18 protein-coding genes and 1 pseudogene are annotated in these 26922 nt (G+C 70.6%); 9 read left to right on the top strand and 10 right to left on the bottom strand.

Annotation, left to right across the window (positions count from 1 at the left end; all coding sequences use genetic code 11):
• Nucleotides 1–155: 155 nt before the first annotated feature.
• From Prum_RS02870 to Prum_RS02850, 6 genes are all read left to right on the top strand, one after another.
• Nucleotides 156–1505: a condensation domain-containing protein gene (locus Prum_RS02870; RefSeq protein WP_173073713.1), complete on the top strand. Its 1350-nt coding sequence runs from the start codon at nt 156–158 to the stop codon at nt 1503–1505.
• Nucleotides 1498–4659, top strand: a complete 3162-nt coding sequence (locus Prum_RS02865; RefSeq protein WP_173073711.1) for a non-ribosomal peptide synthetase — start codon at nt 1498–1500, stop codon at nt 4657–4659. The genes Prum_RS02870 and Prum_RS02865 overlap by 8 nt, the downstream gene beginning before the upstream one ends.
• Nucleotides 4656–7568, top strand: a complete 2913-nt coding sequence (locus Prum_RS49110) for a non-ribosomal peptide synthetase (protein ID WP_218576972.1) — start codon at nt 4656–4658, stop codon at nt 7566–7568. Before Prum_RS02865 ends, Prum_RS49110 begins: the two co-directional genes overlap by 4 nt.
• Nucleotides 7457–10159, top strand: a complete 2703-nt coding sequence (locus Prum_RS50750) for an MFS transporter (protein WP_246278516.1) — start codon at nt 7457–7459, stop codon at nt 10157–10159. Before Prum_RS49110 ends, Prum_RS50750 begins: the two co-directional genes overlap by 112 nt.
• Complete coding sequence (locus Prum_RS02855; protein ID WP_173073709.1) at nt 10149–10325, top strand: MbtH family protein; 177 nt, start codon at nt 10149–10151, stop codon at nt 10323–10325. The genes Prum_RS50750 and Prum_RS02855 overlap by 11 nt, the downstream gene beginning before the upstream one ends.
• Before the next feature lie 189 nt (nt 10326–10514).
• Nucleotides 10515–12242: a cellulose binding domain-containing protein gene (locus Prum_RS02850; protein WP_173073702.1), complete on the top strand. Its 1728-nt coding sequence runs from the start codon at nt 10515–10517 to the stop codon at nt 12240–12242.
• A gap of 218 nt (nt 12243–12460) precedes the next feature.
• On the opposite strand, the gene Prum_RS02845 is transcribed toward Prum_RS02850, so the two are convergent.
• On the bottom strand, nt 12461–13099 hold the full coding sequence (locus tag Prum_RS02845) for a cation efflux transmembrane domain-containing protein (protein ID WP_173073700.1): 639 nt from the start codon (nt 13097–13099) through the stop codon (nt 12461–12463).
• A gap of 183 nt (nt 13100–13282) precedes the next feature.
• On the opposite strand from Prum_RS02845, the gene Prum_RS02840 reads away from it, so the two are divergent.
• Nucleotides 13283–17320 carry a galactose-binding domain-containing protein gene (locus Prum_RS02840; RefSeq protein WP_173073698.1) on the top strand — a complete coding sequence of 1346 codons (4038 nt, stop codon included), beginning with the start codon at nt 13283–13285 and terminating at the stop codon, nt 17318–17320.
• Between the two features lie 165 nt (nt 17321–17485).
• Nucleotides 17486–18628: an HBL/NHE enterotoxin family protein gene (locus Prum_RS02835; protein WP_173073696.1), complete on the top strand. Its 1143-nt coding sequence runs from the start codon at nt 17486–17488 to the stop codon at nt 18626–18628.
• A gap of 44 nt (nt 18629–18672) precedes the next feature.
• Here the strand turns inward: Prum_RS02835 and Prum_RS02830 are convergent, their stop codons facing one another.
• The 8 genes and pseudogenes from Prum_RS02830 to Prum_RS02795 all read right to left on the bottom strand — a co-directional run bounded on the left by Prum_RS02830 (nt 18673) and on the right by Prum_RS02795 (nt 25877).
• On the bottom strand, nt 18673–19329 hold the full coding sequence (locus tag Prum_RS02830) for a 4Fe-4S single cluster domain-containing protein (protein ID WP_173073694.1): 657 nt from the start codon (nt 19327–19329) through the stop codon (nt 18673–18675).
• A complete protein-coding gene (locus Prum_RS02825) occupies nt 19322–20017 on the bottom strand; it encodes a ComEA family DNA-binding protein (protein ID WP_173073692.1) in 696 nt (231 codons plus the stop codon). The genes Prum_RS02830 and Prum_RS02825 overlap by 8 nt, the downstream gene beginning before the upstream one ends.
• On the bottom strand, nt 20001–20210 hold the full coding sequence (locus Prum_RS02820) for a DUF2997 domain-containing protein (RefSeq protein ID WP_173073690.1): 210 nt from the start codon (nt 20208–20210) through the stop codon (nt 20001–20003). The genes Prum_RS02825 and Prum_RS02820 overlap by 17 nt, the downstream gene beginning before the upstream one ends.
• Entirely contained in the window at nt 20200–20466 is a 267-nt protein-coding gene (locus Prum_RS50745; protein ID WP_246277605.1) for a hypothetical protein, read from the bottom strand. Before Prum_RS50745 ends, Prum_RS02820 begins: the two co-directional genes overlap by 11 nt.
• A gap of 218 nt (nt 20467–20684) precedes the next feature.
• On the bottom strand, nt 20685–22298 hold the full coding sequence (locus Prum_RS02810) for a Ycf46 family AAA ATPase (protein ID WP_173073688.1): 1614 nt from the start codon (nt 22296–22298) through the stop codon (nt 20685–20687).
• A gap of 75 nt (nt 22299–22373) precedes the next feature.
• On the bottom strand, nt 22374–23915 hold the full coding sequence (locus tag Prum_RS02805; protein ID WP_173073686.1) for an acyl-CoA synthetase: 1542 nt from the start codon (nt 23913–23915) through the stop codon (nt 22374–22376).
• Between the two features lie 3 nt (nt 23916–23918).
• A pseudogene (locus Prum_RS02800) lies at nt 23919–25045 on the bottom strand (DUF5938 domain-containing protein).
• Between the two features lie 40 nt (nt 25046–25085).
• Complete coding sequence (locus tag Prum_RS02795; RefSeq protein ID WP_173073685.1) at nt 25086–25877, bottom strand: SDR family NAD(P)-dependent oxidoreductase; 792 nt, start codon at nt 25875–25877, stop codon at nt 25086–25088.
• Between the two features lie 137 nt (nt 25878–26014).
• On the opposite strand from Prum_RS02795, the gene Prum_RS02790 reads away from it, so the two are divergent.
• Nucleotides 26015–26641, top strand: a complete 627-nt coding sequence (locus Prum_RS02790; protein ID WP_218576968.1) for a TetR/AcrR family transcriptional regulator — start codon at nt 26015–26017, stop codon at nt 26639–26641.
• On the opposite strand, the gene Prum_RS02785 is transcribed toward Prum_RS02790, so the two are convergent.
• The gene (locus Prum_RS02785) at nt 26642–26851 is read right to left on the bottom strand and encodes a cell division protein CrgA (protein WP_173073681.1); all 210 of its coding nucleotides are present in this window, start codon (nt 26849–26851) and stop codon (nt 26642–26644) included. It lies immediately after the preceding gene.
• Nucleotides 26852–26922 lie beyond the last annotated feature (71 nt).

Here is a 26922-nt window from a genome sequence, read left to right as displayed (position 1 = left end):
CGTGAACGGCAAATCCATCGATGGGATCGGCCGAACGGTCATAGGAATGCGCTTTCCCAGCCGAGTTACGGAACCGTCACGGTGAGCACATACTTGCCGGGATGTGCAGAGCCGTCGATGGCCGCACACTGTCGACTGTGGACGGAGGTGGCCGCGTGGCGGTGCCGCTGACCTGGGGGCAGCGTGCGCTGTGGACAGCCATTCAGCGGCGAGGCGCGGAGCAGGCCCTGATGAGCATGCGGCGGGTCGTCGCCGTTCCCCGCGGCGCCCCCGCCGACGTCGACAGCGTGGCGCGCGCCATCGGGGTGCTGATCGGCCGGCACAGTTCGCTGCGCACCCGCATCCAGACGCTCGACGGCCAGCCGTACCAGGTGGTCGTGGACAGCGGCGAGCTGCCGCTGCTGTCCCGCGAGGCCGGTGAGCCCGACGGCGGTGCGGCCGTGGCGCATGCCGTCGCCGAAGAACTGGCCGCCGCGCCGTTCGACCACGCGGGGGAGTGGCCGCAGCGAGTGGCGCTGGTCCGGGACGGGGACCGGGTACGGCAGGTCGCGCTCGCCTTCAGCCACACGACCGTCGACTTCCGGGCCGTCGAGATCCTGCTCCGGGAGCTACGGCTGCTGCTGTTGCGCGGGCACGTGCGTACGCCCGCCCCGCTGCAGTCCGTCGATATCGCCCGCCTGGAGCAGGGCCCGGATCGGGCCCGTTCGGAGCGGGCCGTGGCGCACTGGGTCAGCGGCTACGACCAGCTCCCGACCGACACTCTGCCGCCGGTGGGCCCACCGCTGACGCCCCGGTTCCAGCGGGTGGTGCTGGTCTCCGAGGCGGCGGACACGGCGATCCGGCTCGCCGCCACACGGCACCGGGTCACCAGCACCACCGTGCTGCTCGCGGCGGTCGCGGTGGTGATCTCGGTGTGGTCCGGCACGGACGTGTGCGGCATGCACTCGATGGTGCACAACCGCGCACTGGACGGGTACCGGGACGCGATCGCCAAGCTGAACCAGGTAGGACTGGTCGTCGTCGACACGCGGGACCGGCCGAGCTTCGCCGAGTTGCTGTCGCGGGTCTTCCGGGCGGCGGTGCGCGGGTACCGGCACGCGCACTACGACCCGGCGCAGCTGCGCGCGGCGTTTCAAGCGGCCGGGCACCCGTACGAGAACGGCGTGAGCCCGCACTGCTTCTTCAACGACATCCGCCTCAGCACCGACGCCGACCTGTTTGGACACGCGACCGACGAGGCGGACGTACGGGCGGCGATGCGCCGGTCGACGGTGGCCGTGGCCGAGGGGTTCGAGCGGTTCACCTGGCGGCTGCGCGTGCAGGTCCTGGACGCGCCCCGCGGCGTCGGCATCGCCGTCACCGGGGACACCGCCTACCTGCCGCCGCCCGTCGCCGAGCGCTTCCTGCACGACGTCGAGCGGGTCCTGATCGAAGCGGCCTTCGGTGATGTGCCGTGGCCATGGCTGTCCATGACGACGACACCCGGGGGTGCGAACCGTGATTGAAGTGCCGCTTTCGCCCGCGCAGGAGCGGTTGTGGTTTCTGGACCGGTTCGACCCGGGTCAGCCGAACAACGTGGTGCTCTCCCGGCGGCTGCGCGGCCCGGTCGACGCCGACCGGCTTGCCCGGGCCTTCGGCGCGGTCACCGCACGGCACGACGCGCTGCGGGCCACGTTCCCCGAGCGCGACGGCGTGCCGGTACAGGCGATCGGCGATCCGGGCCCCTTCGCCTTGGACCGGCGCGACCTGACCGACGAGCCGCCCGCGCTGCGGGAGGACCGGGCCCGCCAGGTCGGCCTGGAGCTGTTCGACGCCGGGTTCGACCTCGCCGAGGGCCCGTTGATCCGAGCCACGCTGCTGCGCCTCGGCGACGACGATCACGTGCTGATCGTGGTGGCGCACCACATTGTCTTCGACGGCAGCTCCCAGTCCATCCTCGTCCGCGACCTGGGCGAGGCGTACGGCGTACTGGCCGCCGGCGGCCCGGCCGACCTCGCGCCGCCGCCGGTCACCTGGAGCCAGTACGTGCGCGAGCAGGCCGAGCAGCCGCCGGAGAAGGCCGAGCAGGCACTCGCGTACTGGCGCGAACGCCTCGCCGACGCGCCGGCGCTGACCCTGCCGACGGACGCGAGCCGGCCGTTGTTCAAGACCCCGCGCGCCGAGCAGGCCCGGCACGACCTGGACGCGGAGCTGACCGCCCGGCTCGAACAGTTGGCCCGGGCCCAGCGCTGCACCCTGTTCATGCTCCTGCTGGGCGTCTACCAGGTGCTGCTGAGCCGGCACGCCGGCCAGGACGACGTCACCGTCGGCACGGCCAGTGCCGGGCGGACCCGGCCCGAGCTGGAGTCGATGATCGGGTGCTTCGTCTACACCCTCGTGCTGCGCGGGGACCTGTCCGGCGACCCGACAGTCCGGGAACTGTTGCGGCGCACCCGCACCGCCGCGCTGGAGGCGTACGCCCACCAGGACATCCCGTTCGAGCGTCTGGTCGGTGAGCTGGACGTGGCCCGGGACGTCAGCCGGACGCCGCTGTTCGAGACCATGCTGGTGCTGCACACGCAGACCCGGGCCGAGCTCGACGTGCTGCCCGGCGTGGCCGGCGAACGGTTCGAGGTCGGCATCTCGCAGACCCTGTTCGACCTGGTCGTCGACGCGTCCGTCACGTCCACCGGGCGGCTGGCGCTGCGGGCACGGTACGACTCGGCCATCTTCACCGCCGAGACGGTCACCGCGCTGCTGCGCCGCTACGAGGGCCTGCTGCGGGCCGCCGTCGCCGACCCCGACCGGCGCATCGGCGAACTGCCGATGGACGACGCCGCCGGGCAGCGCCAGGTGCTCGCCCGCGGCCAGGGCCCCCGCCGCCGGTACCCGGGCACGGTGCCGTCGCTGTTCGCCGCCCGGGCGGCCGCGGCGCCGGATGCGCCCGCCGTCGGGCCCTACACCTACGGCCAGCTCGATGCGCGCGCCAACCGCATCGCCCGGCACCTGCGCCAGCGCGGCGTCCGGCCCGGCTCGGTGGTCGGCATCTGCCTGCAGCGCAGCCCGGACCTGCTCGCCACGCTGCTGGCCGTGTGGCGCGCCGGTGCCGCCTACCTTCCGCTCGACCCGGCGCTGCCGGCCGCCCGGATGGCCTGGCTGCGCGCCGACGCAGCCATCGAACGTCTGGTGACCTGCCAGGACCACGCCGCGTCCGCGGACGGCGCCGACCCGGAGCAGGTGATCTGGCTGGACCGCGACGCCGGCGCGATCGACAGCCAGCCGGCGCAGGCGCTCACCCCGGCCGGCGGCCCGGAGGCGCTCGCCTACGTGCTCTACACCTCCGGCTCCACCGGCCGCCCCAAAGGCGTCGGCGTCCCGCACGGCGCGCTGACCAACCTGCTGCTGTCCATGCGGGACACCCTCGGCAGCGGTCCGTCCGACGTCTGGCTGGGCCTCACCTCGCCGTCGTTCGACATCAGCGGCCTGGAGCTCTACCTGCCGCTGGTGACCGGCGGCCGGCTCGTGCTGGTGCCGGAGGACACCGCCCGCGACGGCATCGCCATCACCCGGATCGTCAGCGACCACGCGGTCACCCACGTGCAGGCCACCCCCTCGGGCTGGCGGATGCTGCTCGACGCCGGCTTCAACGCACCCCAGGTGACCGCGCTGACCGGCGGCGAGGCTCTCCCGCCGCCGCTCGCGCGCCAGTTGCGGCCGCGGGTGCGCCGACTGTTCAATGTGTACGGTCCAACCGAGACGACGATCTGGTCCACCGCCACGGAGCTGCCGGCCGCGGTGAGCGACGTGACCCTCGGCGAACCGATCGGCAACACCCAGGTGTACGTCGTCGACGCCGCGCTGCGGCCGGTGCCGATCGGCGTACCCGGCGAACTGGCCATCGGCGGCGCCGGCGTCGCCTGGGGCTACCTCGGCCGGCCGGCGCTGACCGCGGAACGGTTCGTGCCCGACCCGTACGGCTCCCCGGGGGCCCGCCTCTACCGGACCGGAGACCGGGTCCGGTGGCGCCGCGACGGCCGGCTGGAGTTCCTCGGCCGCACCGACGCGCAGGTGAAGATCCGGGGCCACCGCATCGAACTGGGTGAGATCGAGGCGCGGCTGGCCGAGCATCCCGACGTGAACCAGGCCGCCGTCATCACCACCGGCGACGGCGCCGACACCCGCCTCGTCGCATACCTGACCGCCGCGCCGGGCCGTACGCCGCAGAGCCGGCCGTTGCGCGCCGACCTGGCGCAGGTGCTGCCCGGCTACATGGTGCCGGGCCAGCTCGTCGTGCTCGACCACCTGCCCCTGAACACGGCCGGCAAGGTCGACCGCCGCCGGCTGCCCGCCGTCGGCGCGCACGACCTTCAGGTACGCGAGTACGTGGCGCCGCGCAGCGAGATCGAGCACGTCGTCGCCGCCACCTGGGCCGAGGTCCTCGGCCGCGAACGCGTCGGCGCGCTGGACGACTTCTTCGACATCGGCGGCCACTCGCTGCTGGCCACCAAGGTGGTCGCCCGGCTCGGCGCGGCCCTCGTGCTGGAGATCCCCATCCGCACCCTGTTCCTGAGCTCCACCGTCGCCGACTTCGCCGCCGCCGTCGAAGAGCTGCTGCTGGCCGACGTGGCCCGGCTGTCCGACGACGAGGTGGCCGGGCTCATCGACGGCGGGCCACGGTGACCGCCACGCCGGCGGACACCGCGCCGCCCGACCGGCTCTCGGCGCAGCGGCAGGCGCTGATCGCCCAGCGGCTGCGGCGAGCCGGGGCGGGCACGCCCGCCCCGGCGGCCATCCCGCGGCTGCCGGCCGGCGCGGCGCCGCCCATCTCCTTCGCGCAGGAGCGGCTGTGGTTCATGGAGCAGCTCAGCGCCGGCACCACCGCGTACGTCATGCGCACGGCAGTGCGCCTACGGGGCCGGCTGGACCTGGACGCGCTGCACCTTGCCCTGGACGACGTCGCCGCCCGGCACGACAGCCTCCGGACGTACTTTCCGGCCGCCGACGACGGGCGGCCGGTGGTGCGGATCGCCGAGCGGGTCAGCGTCCCGTTCCGCGTCGTGCCGCTCGGCACGCACGCCGGCACCGACGTGCTGGGCTGGGCCCGTGCGGTGACCACGGCCGACTCCGGAGCGTTCGACCTGACCCGGCCGCCGCTGCTGCGGGCGACGGTGGTCGAGATCGGACCCGACGACCACGTCGTGCACGTCGCGATGCATCACATCGTCAGCGACGGCTGGTCCAGGCCGGTGCTGCTCGGCGACTGGGCGGCGCTGTACGCGGCCCGGACCGGTCTCGGGGCGTCGCCGGAGCCGCTGCCGGTCCAGTACGGCGACTACGCCGACTGGCAACGGCGGCGACTGTCCGGTGCGGCAGCCGAGCGCGACCTGACGTACTGGCGGCAGGAACTGGCCGGGCTGCCGCCGATCGAGCTGCCCACCGACCGACCCCGCCCCGCACAGCAGGGCGCCGACGGCGCCGGCCACAAGATCCGGCTCCCGGACGAGCTGGTCGAGGCGCTGCGCCGGCTGGGACGCGAGCACGGCGCCACCCTCTACATGACGCTGCTGGCCGGCCTGCACACCCTGCTGTACCGGGTCACCGGCCAGCGCGACGTCGCGGTCGGCTCGCCGGTCGCCGGCCGGCTGCGGCCCGAGCTCGAACGCCTCGTCGGCCTGTTCGTCAACATGCTCACCCTGCGCGCCGGCATCCGGCCCGACATGACGTTCGCCGAGCTGCTGGCCCAGACCCGCGAGCGGGTTTTGGCCGCGCTCGGCCACCAGGAGCTGCCGTTCGAGCGGCTCGTGCAGGACCTCAACGTCGAGCGGGACACCAGCCGGTCGCCGCTGTTCCAGGTGCTGTTCGGCATGCACAACTCCGAAGGCCCGGCCGGCGCCTGGCCCGGCGGCCTGACCGCCCTGCGGTACGGCCTGCAGGTCACCAGCACCCGGCACGACCTCTCGCTGTACGTGGACGACCGGGCCGACGGCATGTGGGGCGTCTTCGGGTACCGGACCGACCTGTTCGACGCCGGCACCGTCGCCCGGCTCGCCACCGGATACCGGCGCCTGCTCGCCGCGGCGGCGGCCAGGCCGGATACACCGCTGGCCGACCTCGACCTGATGGACCGCGCCGAGCGATCGGCCGTGCTCCGGCTGGGCGCCGGACCGCGGCCCGCCTCGGCCCGTCCGGGCGACGACGCCGGCACTCTCGACGCCGTCATCGCGCCGCACGTCGCCGCCACACCCGATGCGCCGGCGGTGGTCTCCGGCGAGACGACGCTCACCTACCGGGCCCTGGACGCGGGCGCGAACCGGGTGGCCGCGTGGCTGCGCGGGCGGGGCGTGGGTCGGGGTTCGCTGGTCGGCGTGTGCCTGGAGCAGGCGCCCGAGCTGGCCACCGTGCTGCTGGGTGTGCTGCGGGCCGGCGGCGCGTACGTTCCGCTGGACGCGGAGCAGCCGGCGGCCCGGCTCGCGTCCATGGTGGACGACGCCCGCCCCACCCTGGTGCTGACCACGACGGAGCTGGCCGGCCGCTTCGGTGCGGCGCCCGTCGTCTGCCTCGACCGGGTACGAGAGCAGATCGCCCAGCACGGCGCCGCACCACCCGACCCGGTCGCCGGCCCGGACGACCTCGCCTACGTCATCTACACCTCCGGGTCCACCGGCCGGCCCAAGGGAGTGGCGGTGGCGCACCGGCAGGTGCGCCGCTACCTCGACGGCGTCGGGGCGCGGTTCGAGCCGGCGCCCGGGGCCCGGTGGGCGCTGCTGCAGTCGCTCTCGTTCGACTTCGCGGTCACCGTCTTCTACCTCGGCCTGGCCACCGGCGGGTGCGTGCACCTGGTGCCGCGCCGCTGCACCGGTGATGAACTCGCCGCGTACCTGCGCCAGCACCACGTCGACTACCTGAAGATGACCCCGTCCCACCTGGCCGCGCTGGCCACCGAGGTGCCGGCGACCGCGTTGACGCCGGCGCGCGCGTTGATCCTCGGCGGCGAGGCGTCCCGGCTGGACTGGGCGGCCGAGCTGGCGGCCGGCCCGGCGGCGGTGTTCAACCACTATGGACCGACCGAGGCCACCGTCGGCATCACCGTCCAGCGCGTCGAGCCGTCCGCGGGCGGGTCTGGGGCCACACCGATCGGCGTACCGCTTCCGCACGCCCGGGTGTACGTCCTGGACGAACGGCTGCGGCCCGTGCCGATCGGCGTGCCGGGCGAGATCTACGCCGGCGGCGACCGGCTCGCCCGCGGCTACCTCGGCCGGCCGGCGCTGACCGCCGAGCGCTTCCGGCCCGACCCGTACGCGGACGAGCCCGGCGCCCGCATGTACGCCACCGGCGACCTCGGCCGGTGGCGCGCCGACGGCTCGCTGGAGTTCCTCGGCCGCCGGGACGGCCAGGTCAAGGTGCGGGGTACCGGGTCGAGCTGGGCGAGGTGGAGGCGGCGTTGGCCGCGTGTCCCGGCGTGGGCGCGGCGGTCGCGATGCTGCGCGGCGACCGGCTCGTCGGCTACCTGCAGCGCGTACCGGGCGCGGCCGAGCCGAGCCACGCGGATCTGCGCCGCCAGCTCGCCGAGGCGCTGCCGGAGTACATGATCCCCAGCCAGCACGTGTGGCTGGACCGGCTCCCGCTGCAGGAGCACGGCAAGGTCGACCGGCGCGCGCTGCCCGAGCCGAGCGCGGCCGCGTCCACAGTGGAGTATGCACCGCCGGCCGGCCCGGTCGAAGAGGCGATCGCGGGCGTCTGGGCCGAGGTGCTGGGGGTGCCCCGGGTCGGCGCGCTGGACGACTTCTTCGACCTGGGTGGCCACTCGCTGCTCGCCACCCAGGTCGCGGCCCGGCTGCGCCGCACGCCCGGCCTGGAACGACCGACCAGCGTGCTGGACCTCTTCCAGGCGCGCACCGTGCGCGCCCTGGCCGAACTGACCGCCGCGGGATCGTCCGGGGAGCCCGCCAGGCTGCTGCACGAGCTGAGCCGGCCACCGACCGGGTCCCGGCTGCGCTCGTACGTGTGCGTGCCGTACGGCGGCGCGAACGCCGTCGTGTACCAGCCGCTGGCCGACGCGCTACCCGACGGGCACAGCCTGTACGCCGTCGCGGTGCCCGGTCACGACATCGGGTTGGCCGAGCAGACCGAGCCGCTCGTCGTCACCGCGGAACGGTGTGTGCGGGAGATACTGTCCACAATCGACGGCCCGCTGGTCATCTACGGCCACTGCGGGCCGGGCGGGGCGCTGGCCGTCGAGATCGCGCGGCGGCTCGAGGCGGCCGGCCGCGACCTGGACGCCGTCTACGTCGGCGGCATCTTCCCCTTCGCCCGGCCGGTCCGCGGCCTGGCCGGCCGGCTGTCCCGGCTCCGGCTGCGCGAGCGGCTGCGCGGCGACCGGGTGTACGCGAACTGGCTGCAGGGCATGGGCGCCGACCTCGGCGCGCTCGACGAGGAGCAGCGGCGGTTCCTGATCCGGGCCATGCGCCACGACGCGGAGGCCGCCGAGGACTACTTCACCGACCTGATGCACCAGCGGGTCACCCGGCTACGCGCGCCGATCGTCTGCGTGGTGGGGCAGTGGGATCCCGGCACCGACTACTACCAGGAGCGTTACCGCGAGTGGCACTTCCTCACCGGGACCACGGCCCTCGTCGTACTGGCCGAGGCGGGGCACTACTTCGCCAAGTTCCGCGCCAGCGAGCTGGCCGAGATCCTCACCGGCGTCGACCGGCGACTCGACCGGCCCGTACCACCCGCCGACCCGGACGCCTCGTGGCAGCTGGCCGCGGTGTCCACCCACGACACCGCCAGCCCGGCCGTGGGGCCGCAGCCGGGGATGCGGCGCTTCACCGCCGTCGCCGCCGGACAGATCGTCTCGGCGACCGGCTCGGCGCTGACCGGGTTCGCCGTTCCACTGTGGACCTATCTGGACACCGGCTCGCTGCTGCGGTTCGCCCTGTTCTCCGTGCTGGCCCAGGTGCCGGGCATCGTGGTGGCACCGCTGGCCGGCGCGATCGTCGACCGCAGCGACCGCCGGCGCGCGATGATCGCCGGCGACGCCGCCGCCCTGGTGGCGATAGCCGCCTTCGCGGCTCTGCACTGGACCGACACCCTCGCCGCCTGGCACGTGTACGCGTTCGTCGGCTGGCTGTCGGTGGCGTTGACCTTCCAGCGCCTGGCGTACCTGTCCGCCGTGCCGCAGCTGGTGCCCAAGCGCTATCTCGGCCACGCCAACGGAATGGTGCAACTCACCGGGGGAGTCGCCCAGTTCGTCGTACCGCTGACCGCCGTGGGCCTGATCGCCACCGTCGGCCTGGGCGGCATCCTGCTCATCGACCTCGCCAGCTACCTGTTCGTCCTCACCGTGCTGGCGCTGACCAGATTCCCGCATACGATGGCCCGCCGCCGCCGGGAGAGTATGGCGACCGAGATTGCCGGCGGCCTGCGGTACACGGTCCGGCACCGCGGCATCCGGGCGATGGTGCTGTTCTTCGCCGCGTTCAACCTCTTTCTGGCACCGCTGTTCCTGCTGCTTTCACCGCTGGTGCTCGCCTTCGCGCCACTCGGCGCGGTCGCCCAGGTCGCACTCGCCGGCGGGATCGGAGCCGTCCTCGGCGGGCTGACCATCACCGTCTGGGGCGGTCCGCGGCACCGGCGGATGCGCGGGATGCTGCTGGCCACGTTCGGGTTCGCCGCCGCGGGCCTGCTCGCCGGGCTGCGTCCGAGCGTGGCGGTGGTGGCCGCGGGCGCCCTCGGGATGTCGCTGTCGCTGTCGATCATCAACGGCATCTGGCTGACGATCATTCAGACGAAGGTGCCGCAACGGCTGCACGGCCGCGTCATCGCGCTCAACATGGTGATCGCGCTGTCCACGCTGCCGATCGGTCAGGCGCTGGTCGCTCCGGCGCTGGTGCCCCACGCCGAGCCGCTGCTGCGCGCCGAGGGCCCCCTCGCCAGCACCGTGGGCGTGGTGCTCGGCGTGGGACCAGGACGCGGCATCGGGCTGCTCTACGCCGTACTCGCGCTGTGTATCGCCGTGGTCGTCGCGATCGCACTGCGCGTACGGACGTTGGCCCGCTTCGACGACGAGGTCCCGGACGCGCCGCCGGACGACCTGATCGGCCTCAAGGCGTGGAACGACCGAGCGGCGGCGCGTGGCGCCGCCCCGCGCCCCCGGGAGGACATCCATGGACAGTGAGCGGTACGCCGTTGTCATCAACCACGAGGAGCAACACTCGATCTGGCCGGCCGACCAGGAGCCACCGGCGGGCTGGCGGGCCGAGGGCTTCGTCGGCGACCGGCAGCAGTGCCTCGACCACATCGAGACGGTGTGGACAGACATGCGCCCGCTAAGCGCACGCTGAGCCCGAGGAGCTAGCTCCATGTGTCTTTGTGGCGCGGCTCCATATTGTCTTTTTTCTATGTCTTGCCAGTTCTGGTCCCTTTGATCGACAATGCTAACTGTTTGGAGCCGGGCGCGCTGTCAACACTCATCGAACATTCGAGCCTCAACCGGATGCATGGGCCGGCATCCACACTTCAGGAGACGTTTCATGAGAAAGCTCAGAATGACCAGCGCCGTCTTGGTTTCGGTCGGCGCTGTGGTGCTCGCATCGACCGCGGTCGCCGTGGCGCTGCCGGCCGGGGCGGCCGCCGCCGGATGCTCGGTGAACTACGCGGTGTCGTCCCAGTGGCAGGGTGGCTTCGGCGCCAACGTCACCATCACCAACCTCGGTGACCCGGTCACGAGCTGGACGCTGACCTGGTCCTACAGCGCCGGCCAGACCGTCACGCAGGCGTGGAACACGACGCTGACCCAGAGCGGTGCCGCGGTCACCGCCAGGAACGTCAGTTACAACGGGTCCATCGCGACCAACGGCACGGCCTCCTTCGGCTTCAACGGCTCGTGGACCGGCAGCAACCCCGCTCCGACCAGCTTCGCGCTGAACGGGGTCGCGTGTACCGGCGCCCCGGTCCCGACCACCGCACCCCCCACCACCGCGCCGACCACCCCGCCCACGACGGGCCCGACCACCCCACCCCCGACCGGGGCGGCGGACATCACGGTGAACAGCGCCACCAGGTACCAGACGATCGACGGGTTCGGGGCCGCGACTGCGATCTGGGGTAGCAGCGCTTGGTCCACGGCCGAGACGCAGACGCTGGTCGGGCTGGGCGCCAACCAGTTCGGTCTGTCGATCGTGCGTACCGGCATCTCACCGGTCTCCAGTGAGTGGGCGACTCATGTGAACGCCTTGAGCACGGCGAAGTCGTACGGGTCGGGTGTGAAGATCCTCGCGTCGCCGTGGACGGCGCCGGCGGCGTGGAAGGCGAACAACAGCCGGATCAACGGTGGCAAGTTGTTGACCGACTACTACGACGACTACGCGAACCATCTCAATAGCTTCGTCCAGTACATGGCCGGCCAGGGCGTGGCGATTGACGTCACCTCGGTGCAGAACGAGCCGGACTGGCACCCGGCGTACGACTCGATGGACTGGAGCGGCACCGAGCTGCGGAATTTCGTACGTGACCAAGGTGCGAGGGTGCAAAACACCAAGCTGATGGTCGCGGAGGCGGTGAATTTGAACTACGGCTACACCGACCCGACGCTGAACGACGCGACCGCCCGGAACAACATCGGTTACATCGGCGGCCACTTGTACGGCACCGAGGACTCGGGCCGGCTGGCGCCGTACCCCCTGGCGGCCCAGCACAACAAGCCGGTGTGGATGACCGAATGGAACTTCCACGAGGCCGACGGCAGCGGCTCCAACATCTGGGGCAACCCCAGCAACCAGGCGGTCTGGAACGAGACGCTCGACACCATCATGCGAACGGTGCACAGGTCGATGGAGGCCAACTGGAGCGCCTACATCTGGTGGTACGGCAAGCGCTTCTACTCCTTCATCGGCGACGGCGAGGCGGCCTACGGCACCACCGCGGGGGCTCCGCTGAAGCGCGGGTACGCGTTCTCGCAGTACTCCAAGTACGTGCGCCCCGGCTACCAGCGGGTCGCCCTGACGAAGAGTTCCAAGGCATCGCCGCTGGAGGTGACCGCCTACCAGGGCGGCGGGAAGATCACGTTCGTGATCCTCAACCGATCGACCAGCGCGGTCAACAACGCCGTGCTCCAGGCCCCGCAGAACGTCACCAGGGCGGAGCACTACCTCACCTCGCTGAGCGCCAATTCGGCCAGCCAGCCGGCCACCGTGAACGGGGGACAGGTCACCGTCAGCATCCCCGCGCGCAGCATCTCCACGGTCGTGTTCACCCTCTGAAATTCCTCATTGGGCTCGTCACATCTCGGTCTGGTGTGTGGGTGCGAACGGTCGTCCGCACCCACACACCCGAACGCGCCGAGGGTCCGGCTCACCGAACTTCGGTAGCGGCAGGCGCTGCCGCAACGCGTCTTCACGGGTGAGCCCGACACCGGTGTGGTGTATCGAAGGCTTCCTCGGTCGGCGCGAACCGTTCGTGCAGCGCGCGGATCTGCTCGTCAGGGTGCGCAGCAGGCGTCGCCGCGCCACGCCTCCCGGCCTTCCTTGACCGCCACGGCGGCGATGACCAGCGCCGTGAGCGGGTCGGCCCACCACCAGCCCAGCGTGGCGTTGGCGACCAGCCCGACGAGCAGCACCGCGGACAGATACGTGCACAACAGGGTCTGTTTGGAGTCAGCGACCGCGGACGCTGAGCCGAACTCGCGGCCAGCACGTCGCTGCGCGTACGACAGGATCGGCATCACCAGGAGGCTCAGCGCGGCCAACCCGATCCCGACCGGGGAATGGTCCGCTTCGGTGGCACCAGCGATGGCCCGCACGGACTCGGCCGTGACGTACGCCGCCAGGGCGAAGAACGACGCGGCGATCAGCCGGAGGGTGGTCTTCTCCCGCCGGTGCGGGTCGGCCGCGCTGAACTGCCATGCCACCGCCGCCGCGGAGGCGACCTCGACCACCGAATCCAGGCCGAAGCCGATCAGCGCGGTGGAGGAGGCAAGGGTCCCGGCGGTGATCGCGACGGCGGCTTCGACGATGTTGTAGGCGATCGTGGCGGCGACCAGCAGCCGGATCCTTCGCCGCAACACCGCCTGGCGCGCCGTCGACGAGGTGGCGCCGACTATTGATGCCAGACCGGTCATGGGTGCCGATAGTACAGCGTTTGCTGAACTCAGCCGATCCTGAATATTCGGGCGGACTGTTGACGAACCAGTGACATATCTGAAACATTTGATTCCCCGGGCCGCAAGAAGTCGATGTCATCGCGAAAAAAACTGGCAAAGTCACGTGCCAAACCACACCGCCATGCCGCACAAGGGGACACCATGAGACGGAAACAGCTCAGCTGGCGGCTGATCAGCGGCTTTCTCGCCGCGGGTCTCGTCTACGCCGGGCTCGCACCCACGCCCGCCACGGCGGCCGGCGGGCCCAACCTGGCCGCGGGGCGCACCGCGTCGGCCAGCGGATCGACCGGGCCGTACACCGCGGGCAACGTCAACGACGGCAACCCGGCCTCCTACTGGGAGAGCCCCAACAACGCGTTCCCCCAATGGGTGCAGATCGACCTCGGCAGCGATGTGAGCATCGACCAGGTGGTGCTCAAGCTGCCGGCCAGCTGGGAGACCCGCACGCAGACGCTGAGCGTGCAGGGGAGCACCAACGGCACCAACTTCAGCATCCTGTCCGCGTCGGCCGGCCGCGTGTTCAACCCCGCGAGTGGCAACACGGTCACCATCGACTTCACCGCGGCGAGCGTCCGCTACGTCCGGGTGAACGTCACGGCCAACACCGGCTGGCCGGCCGGACAGGTCTCCGAGTTCGAGATCTACGGCGCCAGCGGCGGCAGCGGCAACCTCGCCACCGGCAAGGTGATGTCGGCCAGCAGCGCGCTCGGCGGGTTCGGCGCCAGCCTGGCCAACGACGGCAACTCGGGCAGCTACTGGGAGAGCACCAACAACGCGTTCCCGCAATGGCTGCAGGTGGACCTCGGCGCGGCCGTGAGCGTCAGTCGGGTCGTGCTGAAGCTGCCGACCGGCTGGGGCGCGCGTACGCAGACGCTGGCCGTGCAGGGCGGCACGGAGGCGGGCACCTCCAGCACGCTCTCCGCCTCGGCGGGCCGGATGTTCGACCCGGCGTCGGCCAACACCGTCACGATCGACTTCGCGGCCACGACCGTCCGGTACGTGCGCGTGCACATCACCGCCAACACCGGCTGGCCGGCCGGCCAGATCGGCGAGTTCGAGGTGTACGGCACGACCGGCGGCGACACCCAGCCGCCCTCCGCACCGGGCAATCTGACGCTGACCCAGCCAGCCGCCGGCCAGATCCGGCTCGCCTGGACCGCCTCCAGCGACAACACCGGCGTCACCGGGTACACGATCTTCGCCAACGGCGCCGAGCGGGCGAGCGTGGCGGGGAACATCCTGACGTACACCGACGCCCAACCGGCGACCGAGACGGTGGAGTACTTCGTGCGGGCCCGGGACGCGGCCAACAACGTCTCCGTGGACAGCAACCACGTCACCCGGGTCGGTGAGAACCCGCCGGGCGGCACCAACCTGGCCGCGGGCAAGCCGATGGAGGAGTCGTCACACGTCCACACGTTCGTCGCGAGCAACGCCAACGACGGCAACCTCGGGACGTACTGGGAGTCCAACGGCCAGCCGGGGACGCTGACCGTGAAGCTCGGCGCGAACGCGGACATCACCTCGGTGACGGTCAAGCTCAACGCCGACCCGGTGTGGGGCGCGCGTACGCAGACCATCGAGATCCTCGGCCGGGACCAGGGCGCGACCGGGTACACGTCGCTGAAGGCCAGCGCCTCGTACAGCTTCAGCCCGACCACCAACCAGAACTCGGTGACGATCCCGGTCACCGGCCGCACCGCGGACGTCCAGTTGCGTTTCACCGCCAACAGCGGCGCGCCCGGCGGGCAGGTCGCCGAGCTGGAGGTCATCGGCACCATGGCGCCCAACCCCGACCTGGTCATCACCGCGGCCAGCTGGAGCCCGGGGTCGCCGGACGAGACGAGCGCGATCACCCTGTCGGCCACCGTCCGCAACGCGGGCTCGGCGGCCGCCGGCGCGACCTCGGTCGCCTTCAACCTCGGCGGCGCGGCGGTCGGCAGTTCCCCGGTGGCGGGCCTCGCCGCCGGTGCCTCGGCCACCGTCACGTTCAACGCGGGCACGCGGCCGATGGGCAGCTACAGCTACACGGCGACGGTCGACCCGGCCAACCAGATCGTCGAGCAGAACGACGGCAACAACAGCTTCACCGCCTCCTCGCCGCTGGTCGTCGCGCAGGCGCCCGGCCCGGATCTCCAGGTCACCAACATCACCGCCAACCCGCCGAACCCGGCGGTGGGCGCCTCCGTGACGTTCACGGTGGCGGTCAACAACCGCGGCACCAGCGCGAGCGGCGCGACCACGGTGACCCGCGTGGTGGCGGGCGGCACGACGCTCAACACCAACACCGCCTCGATCGCCGCCGGCGCGACCGTCAACGTGGCGATCACCGGCAGTTGGACAGCGACGAGCGGCGGCGTCACCGTGACGGCCACCGCCGACGCGACCAGCGTCGTCACCGAGACGAATGAGAACAACAACTCGCTCTCCCGGTCGATCGTCGTCGGGCGCGGCGCCGCGGTGCCGTACGCCGAGTACGAGGCCGAGGCCGCCGACTACCAGGGCACGCTGCTGGTGGCCGACGCGCTGCGCACGTTCGGGCACACCAACTTCGCCACCGAGTCGTCGGGGCGGCAATCGGTGCGGCTGAACGGCACGGGTCAGTACGTCGAATTCACCTCGACCAACCAGGCCAACTCGATCGTCGTACGCAACTCCATCCCGGACTCGGCGGCCGGCGGTGGCATCGAGGCCACCATCAGCCTGTACGTCAACGGCCAGTTCTCCCGGAAGATCACGCTGTCGTCGCGCAACAGCTGGCTCTACGGCACGACCGACGACACCGAATCGCTGTCGAACTCGCCGCAGGCCAACGCCCGCCGGCTCTTCGACGAGTCGAACGCGCTGCTCGGCCAGAGCTACCCGCCGGGCACGAAGTTCCGGCTGCAGCGGGATGCGAACGACAGCGCGTCGTTCTACATCATCGACCTGATCGACCTGGAGCAGGTGGCACCGGCGCTGGCCCAGCCCGCCGGCTGCACGTCGATCACGCAGTACGGCGCGGTCGCCAACGACGGCGTCGACGACAGCGGGGCCATCCAGCGGGCCGTGACGGACGACGAGAACGGCGTCATCAGCTGCGTGTGGATTCCGGCCGGTGAGTGGCGGCAGGAGCAGAAGATCCTCTCGCCCGACCCCACCCGGACCGGGAACAACCAGAAGGGCATCCGCAACGCCGTCATCCGCGGCGCGGGCATGTGGCACACCAAGCTCTACACGAACACCGAGCCGCAGAATGTCGTCGGCAACATCAACCACCCGCACGAGGGCAACGTCGGCTTCGACATCGACGACAACACCCAGATCTCCGACCTGGCCATCTTCGGCATGACCACCAACCGGGCCAACCGCGGGCACGGGATCAACGGGCGGCTCGGCAAGAACACGCGGATCAGCAACGTCTGGATCGAGCATGTCAACGTAGGCGCCTGGGTTGGCCGCGACTACGCGGACACCCCGGCGTACTGGAACCCGGGCGACGGGCTCGAGTTCACCGGCATGCGGATCCGCAACACATACGCCGACGGCATCAACTTCGCCAACAGCACGCGGAACTCGCTGGTCTTCAACTCCTCGTTCCGCACCACCGGTGACGATTCGCTGGCGGTCTGGTCGAGCACCTTCGTCCGCGACCAGGCGACGGACATCGGGCACGACAACCACTTCACCAACAACACCATCCAGCTGCCGTGGCGGGCGAACGGTATCGCCATCTACGGTGGCTACGGAAACACCGCTGAGAACAACCTCGTCTACGACACGATGAACTACCCGGGCATCATGCTGGCCACCGATCACAGCCCGCAGCCGTTCTCCGGGACGACGTTGCTCGCCAACAACGGGCTCTTCCGGTGCGGCGGTGTCTTCTGGGGCGAGCAGCAGGAGTTTGGCGCCATCACGCTCTTTGCCGCAGGTCGGGACATCGTCGGTGCCGTCATCCGGGACACCGACATCATGGATTCCACATACGACGGCATCCAGTTCAAGACCGGCGGCGGCAACATGCCGGGCGTGACCATCACGAACGTGCGGATCGACAAGTCCAACAACGGCGCCGGCATCCTGGCCATGAGCGGCGCCCGCGGCAGCGCGACGCTGACCAACGTCACCATCACCAACTCGGCGACCGGAAACATCGTCATCGAGCCGGGTTCACAGTTCCAGATAACCGGCGGCTGAGCGTTGACGACGGGAGGTGGCCCGGCCGGATCGGCCGGGCCACCTCTTGAAGATGTGGTATGACGTCGGTTTCGTCAAAGTCCGGAAGCCACCTCCGAGCAGACCTCGCGAGACTATCGTTGCTTTCAGTCTCCGCCAACGGGTGGGCTCTTTATGGAGGTCCGGATGACGTCGCGCTTTTTTCCGTTCCAGTTGTCCCGTGATGACGTCGCCGCGGCGGCGACAAAAAACGGCGACAAGTCGATCGAACAGCAGTTGGCCGACTCATTCAACTCGAACAACGCGGTGCTGGCCTACGCGCGATCGCTGACCGGCACCCAGCTTCCACATCTGACTCCGCCACTGCCGTGGTACGACAAGTTCCAGAGCCAGTTCGCTGATGCCAAAGTGCACGCGATGCTGTGGCAGAACACGGTGACCCCGGGGCTGGTTGGAATTCCGACCGGCATCCTCAACTTCGCTCTGCTGTGGAGCCTGAACAACGCCACCATCACGCAGGCGATCGACGTTCTCGATCGGGACCCGCACAACCAAGAAGCCAAGGACACCGTGGTGTACTGCCTGCGCGAGCTGCACGCTGGCGTCGGTAGGCATCTTGCTGCGGCGACCCAGTTCCAAGGCACCATCAAGGACTTTTCGAGTAAGCTCACCAGCGATGCCAAGCTCATGAACGAGGCGATCCAGCAAGCCACCAAGAGCGCGGGCTACAACGAGGGCGAAGTCGCGCGTCTGGTGAAGCACGTGGAGGAATTGCGCAACGAGATCTCGAAGTGGCAGATCGTCGTCACGGCCTCTGCCATCGGCGCAGGGGTGTCGTTCTGGCTCGGCGCGGTAATCGCCATCTTCTCCTTCGGCTTCGGCCTCGCTTTCTCGGTCGTCGGGGCGGCGACAGGAATCGCCCTGATGATCGCCGCTGACGTAAAGATCAAGCAGTTGACCGCTCAGGTCGAGCTGGACCAGAAGAACATGAAGGAACTGAATGTTCAGATCGCGACGTTGAAGTTGATCGAGGAGAACCTCACCACCTTGGTCAAGCTGTCCGAGGCCGCGAGCGCACAGGTAGAGCTGATCCTCAAGGCATGGGACAGCCTGGAGAAGGAAATCCTCGCCGTGCTGGACGACGTGACGGCGGCGCAGGGCGACGTGGAGCGGATGAACCTTACCGCGCTCCGGACGGACATGGCACAAGCCAATGTCGACTGGCAGGCGCTGCAGGGCTTCTGCTCCGTGATCTCGGGCATCCACTACAACGAGGCGTCGCCTCCGACCGCGGACCTGGAACCGGCCAAGCAGCCGGCATCGGTGTGACCTGACGGTGCCGCGGCCGGCGCCGGCCGCGGCACCCTCGCCGTCTAGGCGTCGAGATCGGTGAGGAGCTGGTCGAGCACGTCCGGGGTGGCCCAGCCGTTGACCTCGATCCGGCCGGAGGCGCCGACGAGGATCTCGAGCCGGTCCGGGGTGGCCCACAACTCCTCGACCGAGCCGGCGATCCGGTCGGTCAGCAGGACGAACTCCTGGTTCGTCGAGCCGACCCAGGGCCGCACCCGGTCGATCCGATCGGCGATGAACGGGCCGGCCACCAGCAGATCGGTCGCGTCCAGCAACGCGGCCACGTCGTCCCGTCCGGCGTCGACCGCCCGGCTCAGCTCCTCCTGGCGGTACCCGGTGAAGGTCATCACGGACCGGCCCGCCGCACGGACCCCGGCCGCCACCCGGGACAGCGCGGCGGCCTGGTCGAACGGCTCGCCGCCGAGCAGCGTCAACCCGTCGGTACCCGCGTCGACGACCCGGGCGGCCAACTCGTCCGGCGGTAGCGGCTCGCCACCCCGGGTGCTCCACAGGTGCGGGTTGAAGCAGCCGGCACAGCGAATGGCGCAGCCCTGCACCCACACGGCGGTGCGTTCACCGGGCCCCTCGGCGCGGGTCGACGCCAGGAAGCGCGCCAGCCACACCAGATCCGGCGACCGGCCCACCGGTGGGATCAGCGCCGTTTCGGAAGGCTCAGACATCGAGGATCCGCCCTGGGGACGGTGGCCTCGGGGGAGCGGGAGCGCACACCACCAGGCCGCGGATCCGGACGAACTCGTGCGGGGGCAGGGTGGCGGCCGCGGCGAACTCCTCGACGCTGCCGAAGCCGCGCCGAGCCTCCCGTTCGGCCAGCACCCGCCGTACCCGTTCCGGGTCGAAGCCGGGCAGCGCCGCGAGTTGCTCGGGCCCGGCGGTGTTCACCTCAACAGGCGGCCCCGGCGGCGCCGCCGCCGGGCCGGGGCCGTAGTAGTAGCCGGGTGGCGGTGCGAGGCCGGGCGGCGGGGGAGAGAAGCCCGCACCGCGGCGGAGGGCCACAGTCGGTTCGGCGTGCCACGGTACGTAGCCGGCCCGCCACCGTAGCCACGCCGAGTTGATGAGGCAGGCGTGCAGGAGGCTGCCCGCCCAGACCGCGAGCCAGCTCATGGAAAACCAGGTGGCCGCCGCGCTCTCGGGCGCCAGGTTCGACGCGAGCACGAAGAACGCCCAGGCGGCCACCAGGTAGGCGATGCCGGGGATCCACCATTCCGGCCGTCGGGCCCGCAGTCCGATGTAGAGGAACCCGACGCCGTTCAGGCAGCCGAATCCGAGGATCGAGAACAGCAGCCACCAGCTGTGCCGGACCCGCCAGCCGAAGGTCGGCCGCGGCCGGTTGTCAGGCGCGGTCGACATCGCGCAACTCCTGCCGATCCGTCGCGTGCTGCTCGTACTCCGCCGTGTAGGCACTGTGGACGGTGCGGGCGTCCAGCAGCTCCTCCAGCACCGCGATGTAGTCCAGGCAGGCCGCACCGGTCAGCCCGACGGTTTCTGCGCTGACCATGCCGTCGCCGGAGACGGTCACCACGATGCGGGGCTCATCCGGCATGAGGACCGTCCCGCCCGACCGCGAAGACCAGGCGCACGCCGTCGTCCTCGGTGGTCGTCTCCGACTCCAGCCACAGGCCGGCGGCTGGCGCCCGCTCGCGCAGCCGGTCGAGGACGGCGCGCTGCACCTGATGCCCGTACCCGGTGTCGACCGCGCGGACGATCTCGACCGCCCGGGACTCGTCGACCTCGCCGGTGAAGTGCGCCGACCAGACGCCGTCCGCGTCCCGGGTGAACCGCCCCGTACCCCGTCCCATTGCGCGGCGATCTCGCGGTCGTCGGCGGTGACCGCGGCGCCGGCCTCCTGGAGCGCGGCGGCGAGCAGCGTCTCGTCGCGCATCCGGGTCCGCACCTCGCACACCACCCGTCCCTTCCCGTCTCGCCCGGACCGGGCGCCGTGGGCGGCGGCGACCGCCGCCACGGCCAGCGGGATCAGGATCAACGAGACACTCACCAGCTGCCCCCTTCCCTGCGGTCAGAATTCGACAACCCGGCCACCGCTGGTGGACGGGCCGGTAAACCCGGCGCCGGAGTCCCAGTCCTCGGCCGCGGTCGCGGCCACGGCGCGGGTCGAGGCCCAGGCGCGCAGCGCGCCGATCCGCTCGGCCTGCGTCACGCTCAACGGCACCATGTTGGCGATGGCCCGGATCAGGTCTTCCTTGACCAGCGGCCGCCGGGCGGCGAACGCCTCGAACAGGCCGCTGACGACCACCTGTTCGATCTCGGCCCCCGAGTAGCCCTCCGTCAACCCGCACAGCTCTTTCAACAGCGTGTCGTCGACGGTGAGGGAGCCGGCGGCGGCCGGGGCGCGCAGCCGCCGGTCGAGGTGGACGGTCCAGATCGACAGCCGCTCGACGCGGGTCGGCAGGTCGACGAAGAAGACCTCGTCGAACCGGCCCTTACGCAGGAGCTCCGGCGGCAGCCCCTCGATGTTGTTGGCGGTGGCGATCACGAAGACCGGCCGGGTCTTCTCCTGCATCCAGGTCAGGAACGAACCGAACACCCGCGCCGAGGTGCCGGAGTCGCCGGCGAAGTCGGCCGCGAACCCCTTCTCGATCTCGTCCACCCACAGCACGCACGGCGAGGTGGCCTCGGCGGTCCGGATCGCGGTGCGCAGGTTCTGCTCGCTCGACCCGACCAGGCCGGCGAAGACCCTGCCGATGTCGAACCGGAGTAGGGGCAACTCCCACGTCGCCGCCACGGCCTTCGCGGTCAACGACTTGCCGCAGCCCGGTATCCCGGTGATGAGGATGCCCCGGGGCGCCGGGAGCCCGTACTCGCCGGCCGCCGCCAGCCAGGCCCCGTCCCGCTTGGCCAGCCAGCGTTTGAGCGTCTCCAGGCCGCCGACGTCGGCGAGGTCGATGCCCGCGTCCACGAACTCCAGCAACCCCGCCTTGCGTACCGCCTGCCGCTTCTCCTCGTGCACCACCGACAGGTCGCGCATGTCCAGCACGCCGTCGTTGACGATGGCCCGCGCGAACGCGTTCTCCGCCTCGTGCAGGGTGAGCCCGACGGCGGCCTTCGCGAACCGTTCCCGGGCCACGTCGTCCAGATCGATCTGGATCCGGCCACTCGTGACGTTCGCGGCGATCAAGCTGTCGAGGACGACCCGGATCTCCCGCTCCGTCGGCAACGGGAAGTCCACGATCGTCACGTCCCGGTCCAGCTCGGGTGGAATGCGTAGCACCGGGGAGACCAGGATGAGGGTACGCGGAACCGGGCCGGACTTGAGCGCCGCGGCCACATCCCGCAGCCGGCGGACGACCTCTGGATTACCGGGACGCCCGGCGGAGCCGAGGTGCGGGTGGAGGTCCCGTAGGACCACGACGCACGCGTCGTCGAAGCGCAACACCGCGTCCAGGACGGCCGCCGGGTTCGCCGTGCCGCTCCGCGCGGCGCCGTCCGGCCCGACCAGCCCTTCGGTCGCCGACCAGGTCCAGACCGCGCGCGGGGTGCGGACCAGGGCGTCGTCGCGGGCGGTGGCCACGATCTCGGCGAGGACCCGCTGCTCCTCGTGCGACTCGATGTAGAGGATGGGCACCCGCGCCTTCAAGAGCTGTGCCAGCTGAGCCCGGAAGCCTCTCGACACCAGCGTTCCCCCATCCCGTCAGGCCGAGAGCAGACTGTATCAACCGGCAACGTCCACAATGGCGTACGAGGGGAGTCACGGTGCGGGCGGTGGCGAGCCGGTCAGGGTGCGTTTGACGTCGACCTTCACGATTTTGCCCACTTTGGAGCGGGGCAGGTCGGTCCAGATGTGCACCGCCTTCGGCGCCTTGACGGAGCCCAGACGTTCCTTGACGAAGGCGATCAGGTCGGCGGCGTCGGGTTGATGTCCGGGGAAAGGCTGGACGACCGCCTCGATCCTTTCTCCCCATTTGTCGTCGGGGAGCCCGATGACGGCGCAGTCCTGGACGTCCGGATGCCGCATGATGGCCTGCTCGACCTCGGTCGAGTACACGTTGAAGCCGCCGGTGATGATCATGTCTTTGGCGCGGTCGACGATGAAGAGGTAGCCGTCGTCGAGGTAGCCGATGTCACCCGTGTGGTGCCACCCGTACGCCGAAGCCTCGGCCGTCGCCTGCGGGTTCTTGTAGTAGCCGGGTGTCACCAGCGAGGAGCGGACGACGATCTCGCCGCGTGCCCCGGCATCCAGTAACCGTCCGTCGGGATCCATGATCGCGACGGTCACCAATGGCGATGGCCGGCCGGCCGAGGACAGCCGTTCGGCGGCGATCGAGCCATCGGGGCGGAAGTGGTCGGCAGGTGGCATCATCGAGATCATCATCGGTGCCTCGGTCTGCCCGAAGAGCTGGGCCATGACCGGCCCGATCCGTTGCAGTGCCTCCGCCAGCCGCGTCGCCGATATGGGGGCCGCGCCGTACCAGAAGCATTGCAACGACGTCAGATTCGCTCGATCGAGCGCCTCGTGACCGAGCACCATGTAGATCAGCGTCGGTGGTAGGAACGTGTGCGTCACCCGGTGGGCTTCGATGAGCCGGATGAAGGCGCCGACATCGGGGCCGCGCATGATGACGATCTCGCCGCCGTGGCACAGGATCGGGAAGCAGAGCACCCCGGCCGCGTGCGTCAACGGCGCCAACGCGAGGTACACCGGGCGGCCGTCGAAGGGGTACCCCATCAGGGTGAGCGCCGTCATGGTCTCCAGGTTGGTGCCGGTGAGCATGACGCCCTTCGGCCGTCCGGTGGTGCCGCCGGTACCGACGATCATCGCCAGGTCGTCGACGGGTGACCGGTCCACCGGCCCGCCGCCGCGCGCCAGGAACTCGTCCCACGTCAACGCGCCGTCGACGGAGCCGTCGAGGCAGACCCACGTGTGGATCATCGCCAGATCCGGCCGGATGCGTTTGACCAGCGGTGCGAAGGAGGCATGGAACACCAGCACCGAGCAGTCGAACAGATCGAGCAGTTCGCGATTCTCGGCCGCTTCGTTGCGCGGGTTGATCGGGCACCAGACGGCTCCCGCGCGGCTGATCCCGAACACGCAGGCGAACGCGACGGGGTCGTTCGCCGAGAGGATCGCGATCTTGTCGCCGGGCTCGACGCCGCTCGCCACGAGTGCGGCAGCCACGTCGAACGACAGCCTTCGCACGTCCGCGTATGTCAGCGTTTCGCCGTCCGTGGTCAGGCACGGCGCCTGGGGTCCGAGCGATGCGCCCTTGTCGAGGAAGTCGACGATGCGCATCGCTCAGCGCTCCACGGTGAGAACCGGCTCCATGACCAGCCCGAAGGAGCGCAGCACGCCCAACAGTTGCCGGTGCCCGAACGCCTGGCATCCGGAGGCGAAGCCGACCCGCATCGGGGTTTGCTGGAGAAGCGAGTAGGCGGCATATGCCTGGAGCAGGCCGGTCTGCTTGTAGTTGCTGTTGCCGTGGATGACGCAGTGCGCGCGGCCGAGCGGCCCGGACGCGTGCACCGAGTCGAGGGACTTGTTGAGGCGGGGGTTCTCGCGCGGCGGCATCTGGTTCATCACCTGGGCGGCGGTGGCGTCGAGCGCGGCGTACTTCGCGTCGGGATCCATGTCCTTGGTCGCCTCAAGCGCGGCCGCGACGATCTGGGGCACGCCCTGCATCAGAGCCTTGTTGAAGACTCCGCCGAGGGCCCGCACGTTGGCGACGCGGGGTCGCGCCGGAACCACACGGGGTGCGAGGTGCCGCCCCAGGGCAGGGCGAGCGCGAGCTCGTGCTGGCCGGGGATGGCGAGCTGGTAGAGGCCCGCTCCGGGGTCCCACGCCTGGTACTCGTTCTGTTCCAGGTAGTGGGCCGTGGACATCGCGGCGTTGACGAGGATCGTCTGGGTCGAGGCGATGGTCGGGCTGCCGCCCCAGAAGACGGCGATGTCGAGGGTGTCGAGGCCCGGATGATCGAGGCAGAGCTGCGCGGCGATCTCGCCCGTCGTATACATCTGGGCGATCCCGGGGGCGAGCAGCAGGCCCGCCGCGGCGAAGTCGGCGCCGTACTTCTCGTCGCAGGTGATCATCCAGTCCTGCTCACCGGTGGTGTCGAGATAGTGCACGCCCGCGGCGAGGCAGGCTTCGACGACCTCGGGCCCGTAGCGGGCGAACGGCCCCACGGTGTTGCAGACGGCGGAGGCGCCCTGGAAAAGCTTGGTGAGCATCTCGACCGTGTGTGAGGTGGTGGCTATCTCGTACCGCGCGGTCTCGATCCCGGCGACGTTCTTGTCCATCGCGGAGCCGAGTTTGCCCTCGTCGCGGCCGAGGGCGAGGAAGGGGACGTTGTACTCCCGCAGGTACTCGCAGATCAGGCGGCCGGTGTAGCCGGAGGCGCCGTACACGATGACGGGCTTGTCGGTCATGGCTGTGCCTTTCGCTGGTAGGCGGGTGAGGACTTGGGGCTCACATGCCCATGCCGCCGTCGACGGGCAGGCCGGCTCCGGTGATGAACTTGGCGGCGTCGGAGGCGAGGAAGACGACGGCGTCGGCCATGTCGTCGACCTGGCCGAGGCGTCCGGACGGCGTCAGGCCCACGACCGCCTCGACCGCGGCCTCGGGCGACGGGAACAGGCCGAGCGCGGCCACGTCGTTGGCGAGCCCCGCGCCCATGGCGGTCGGGACGAGGCCGGGGTAGATGCAGTTGACACGGACCCCGTAGCCGAGTTTGCCGGCTTCCATGGCCGCCACCCGGGTCAGGCGGTCGACTCCCGATTTCGTCGCGGAGTAGACCGCGATGGCGGGGAAGGCGATCGTCGCCGCGACCGATGCGACGTTGATGATGCTGCCGCCCTTGCCGGCGACACCGCCCGGCCGCATCGCCCGCAGGCCATGCTTGAGGCCGAGCGTCGTGCCGAGCAGGTTCACCTCGAGCATCGTGCGGACGTCGGCGGCGTCGACCTCCGTGAGCAGGCTGGTGATCTCGACGCCGGCGTTGTTGACGAGGATGTCGAGCCCGCCGAGACGGTTGACCGTCTCGGCGACGGCCGACTCCCAGTTGCCGTCGTCGGTGACGTCGAGGCGCACGAAGCCGTGCCCGTCGCCAAGCGACTTGGCGGTCTGGGCGCCGGACTCCTGGATGTCGGCGATCATGACGCGGGCTCCGGCGGCGGCCAGCGCCGTGGCCATGCCCTCTCCGAGTCCTTGGGCTCCTCCGGTGACCAGGGCCGTACGGCCGCTGAGGTCGATCGAGGTCATGGCGGGCTCCTTTGCCGGTTGGTCAGCGGTGGCGCCCAGCGTCGACCCGTTCTTGACACTTGTCAAGACTTTCCTTGACACTCGTCCAAACGTCGATGCCGTACCGTTTCAGTGGCCAGGCGAAAGGGTGGATCGTGGTGCAGACGACGCAACCGGGGCTCGACCGGTTCGAGCGTGCCCGGGTCGACAAGTTCGAGGCGCGCCGCGCCGAGCTGGCCGACGCCACCCTGGCGACGCTGGGCGAGCTCGGGTACGCCCGGACGAGCCTGCGTGAGATCGCCCAGAAGACCGAGTTCTCCCACGGCGTCCTGCACTATTACTTCCGCGACAAGATCGAGCTCATCACCTACTGCGTACGCCGCTACAAGGCGCACTGTGTGACGAGGTATGACGAGATCGTCGCGGAGGCCGGGGATCCGGAGGTCTTCGCAAGCCGGTTCGCCGACGCGCTCGTCGTCACGATGAGCGAGGACACCGCGATGCATCGCCTCTGGTACGACCTTCGTTGCCAGGCGATGTTCGACAAGGCGTTGCTGCCAACCGTGAGCGACCTCGACCGGCAGCTCGAGGAGATGATCTGGCGGGTCGTGTCGCGCTACGCCGATCTCGCCGCGACAACGCCCGCCGTGTCGTCGGCCGCCGCCTACTCCGTTTTCGACGGGCTCTTCGAGAACTGCCTCATGCGCCACAGCGCCGGCGACAGCACCGCGGCCGACCGGCTGCGTACCGAAGCAGGGTGGCTCCTGGCTCGATTGATGGCCTGATCAGCCTGCGCCGCGCCAGGTCGCGGCGCCCAGGCTCGCTGCCAGCAAGAGGACCAGCACTCCGAGGTAGTTCCAGGCGCCGAGGGCTTCTATCGGGCGCACCGACAGCAGCGTGTACGTCAGCAGCCAACCCGCGTCGACGAAGAGCGCGGCGGTGAACAGCGCGCCGTGCCAGGGCGGCGACGGCCGCGGGGCGCGAGATGTGGACATGAGTGGATGCTATGTCCTTACCGCTGACACCGACAGGGGTCTTGTCAACGGAATTCATGTGTGTCACCGTC

This window comes from Phytohabitans rumicis (genome assembly GCF_011764445.1).
Taxonomy (GTDB): Bacteria; Actinomycetota; Actinomycetes; order Mycobacteriales; family Micromonosporaceae; genus Phytohabitans; species Phytohabitans rumicis.
Note: the sequence above shows the minus strand (reverse complement) of the source record. Positions and strands in the feature narration are given on the sequence as shown.

Excerpts from the sequence above, each read along its gene's own strand:
- Prum_RS02850 (WP_173073702.1), top strand. The coding sequence starts at position 10,515 with ATGAGAAAGCTCAGAATGACCAGCGCCGTCTTGGTTTCGGTCGGCGCT.
- Prum_RS02830 (WP_173073694.1), bottom strand. The coding sequence starts at position 19,329 with ATGTCTGAGCCTTCCGAAACGGCGCTGATCCCACCGGTGGGCCGGTCG.
- Prum_RS02840 (WP_173073698.1), top strand. The coding sequence starts at position 13,283 with ATGAGACGGAAACAGCTCAGCTGGCGGCTGATCAGCGGCTTTCTCGCC.
- Prum_RS02855 (WP_173073709.1), top strand. The coding sequence starts at position 10,149 with ATGGACAGTGAGCGGTACGCCGTTGTCATCAACCACGAGGAGCAACAC.
- Prum_RS02820 (WP_173073690.1), bottom strand. The coding sequence starts at position 20,210 with ATGCCGGATGAGCCCCGCATCGTGGTGACCGTCTCCGGCGACGGCATG.
- Prum_RS02845 (WP_173073700.1), bottom strand. The coding sequence starts at position 13,099 with ATGACCGGTCTGGCATCAATAGTCGGCGCCACCTCGTCGACGGCGCGC.
- Prum_RS02825 (WP_173073692.1), bottom strand. The coding sequence starts at position 20,017 with ATGTCGACCGCGCCTGACAACCGGCCGCGGCCGACCTTCGGCTGGCGG.
- Prum_RS02795 (WP_173073685.1), bottom strand. The coding sequence starts at position 25,877 with ATGACCTCGATCGACCTCAGCGGCCGTACGGCCCTGGTCACCGGAGGA.
- Prum_RS02805 (WP_173073686.1), bottom strand. The coding sequence starts at position 23,915 with ATGCGCATCGTCGACTTCCTCGACAAGGGCGCATCGCTCGGACCCCAG.
- Prum_RS02785 (WP_173073681.1), bottom strand. The coding sequence starts at position 26,851 with ATGTCCACATCTCGCGCCCCGCGGCCGTCGCCGCCCTGGCACGGCGCG.
- Prum_RS02835 (WP_173073696.1), top strand. The coding sequence starts at position 17,486 with ATGACGTCGCGCTTTTTTCCGTTCCAGTTGTCCCGTGATGACGTCGCC.
- Prum_RS50750 (WP_246278516.1), top strand. The coding sequence starts at position 7,457 with ATGCTGCGCGGCGACCGGCTCGTCGGCTACCTGCAGCGCGTACCGGGC.
- Prum_RS50745 (WP_246277605.1), bottom strand. The coding sequence starts at position 20,466 with ATGGGACGGGGTACGGGGCGGTTCACCCGGGACGCGGACGGCGTCTGG.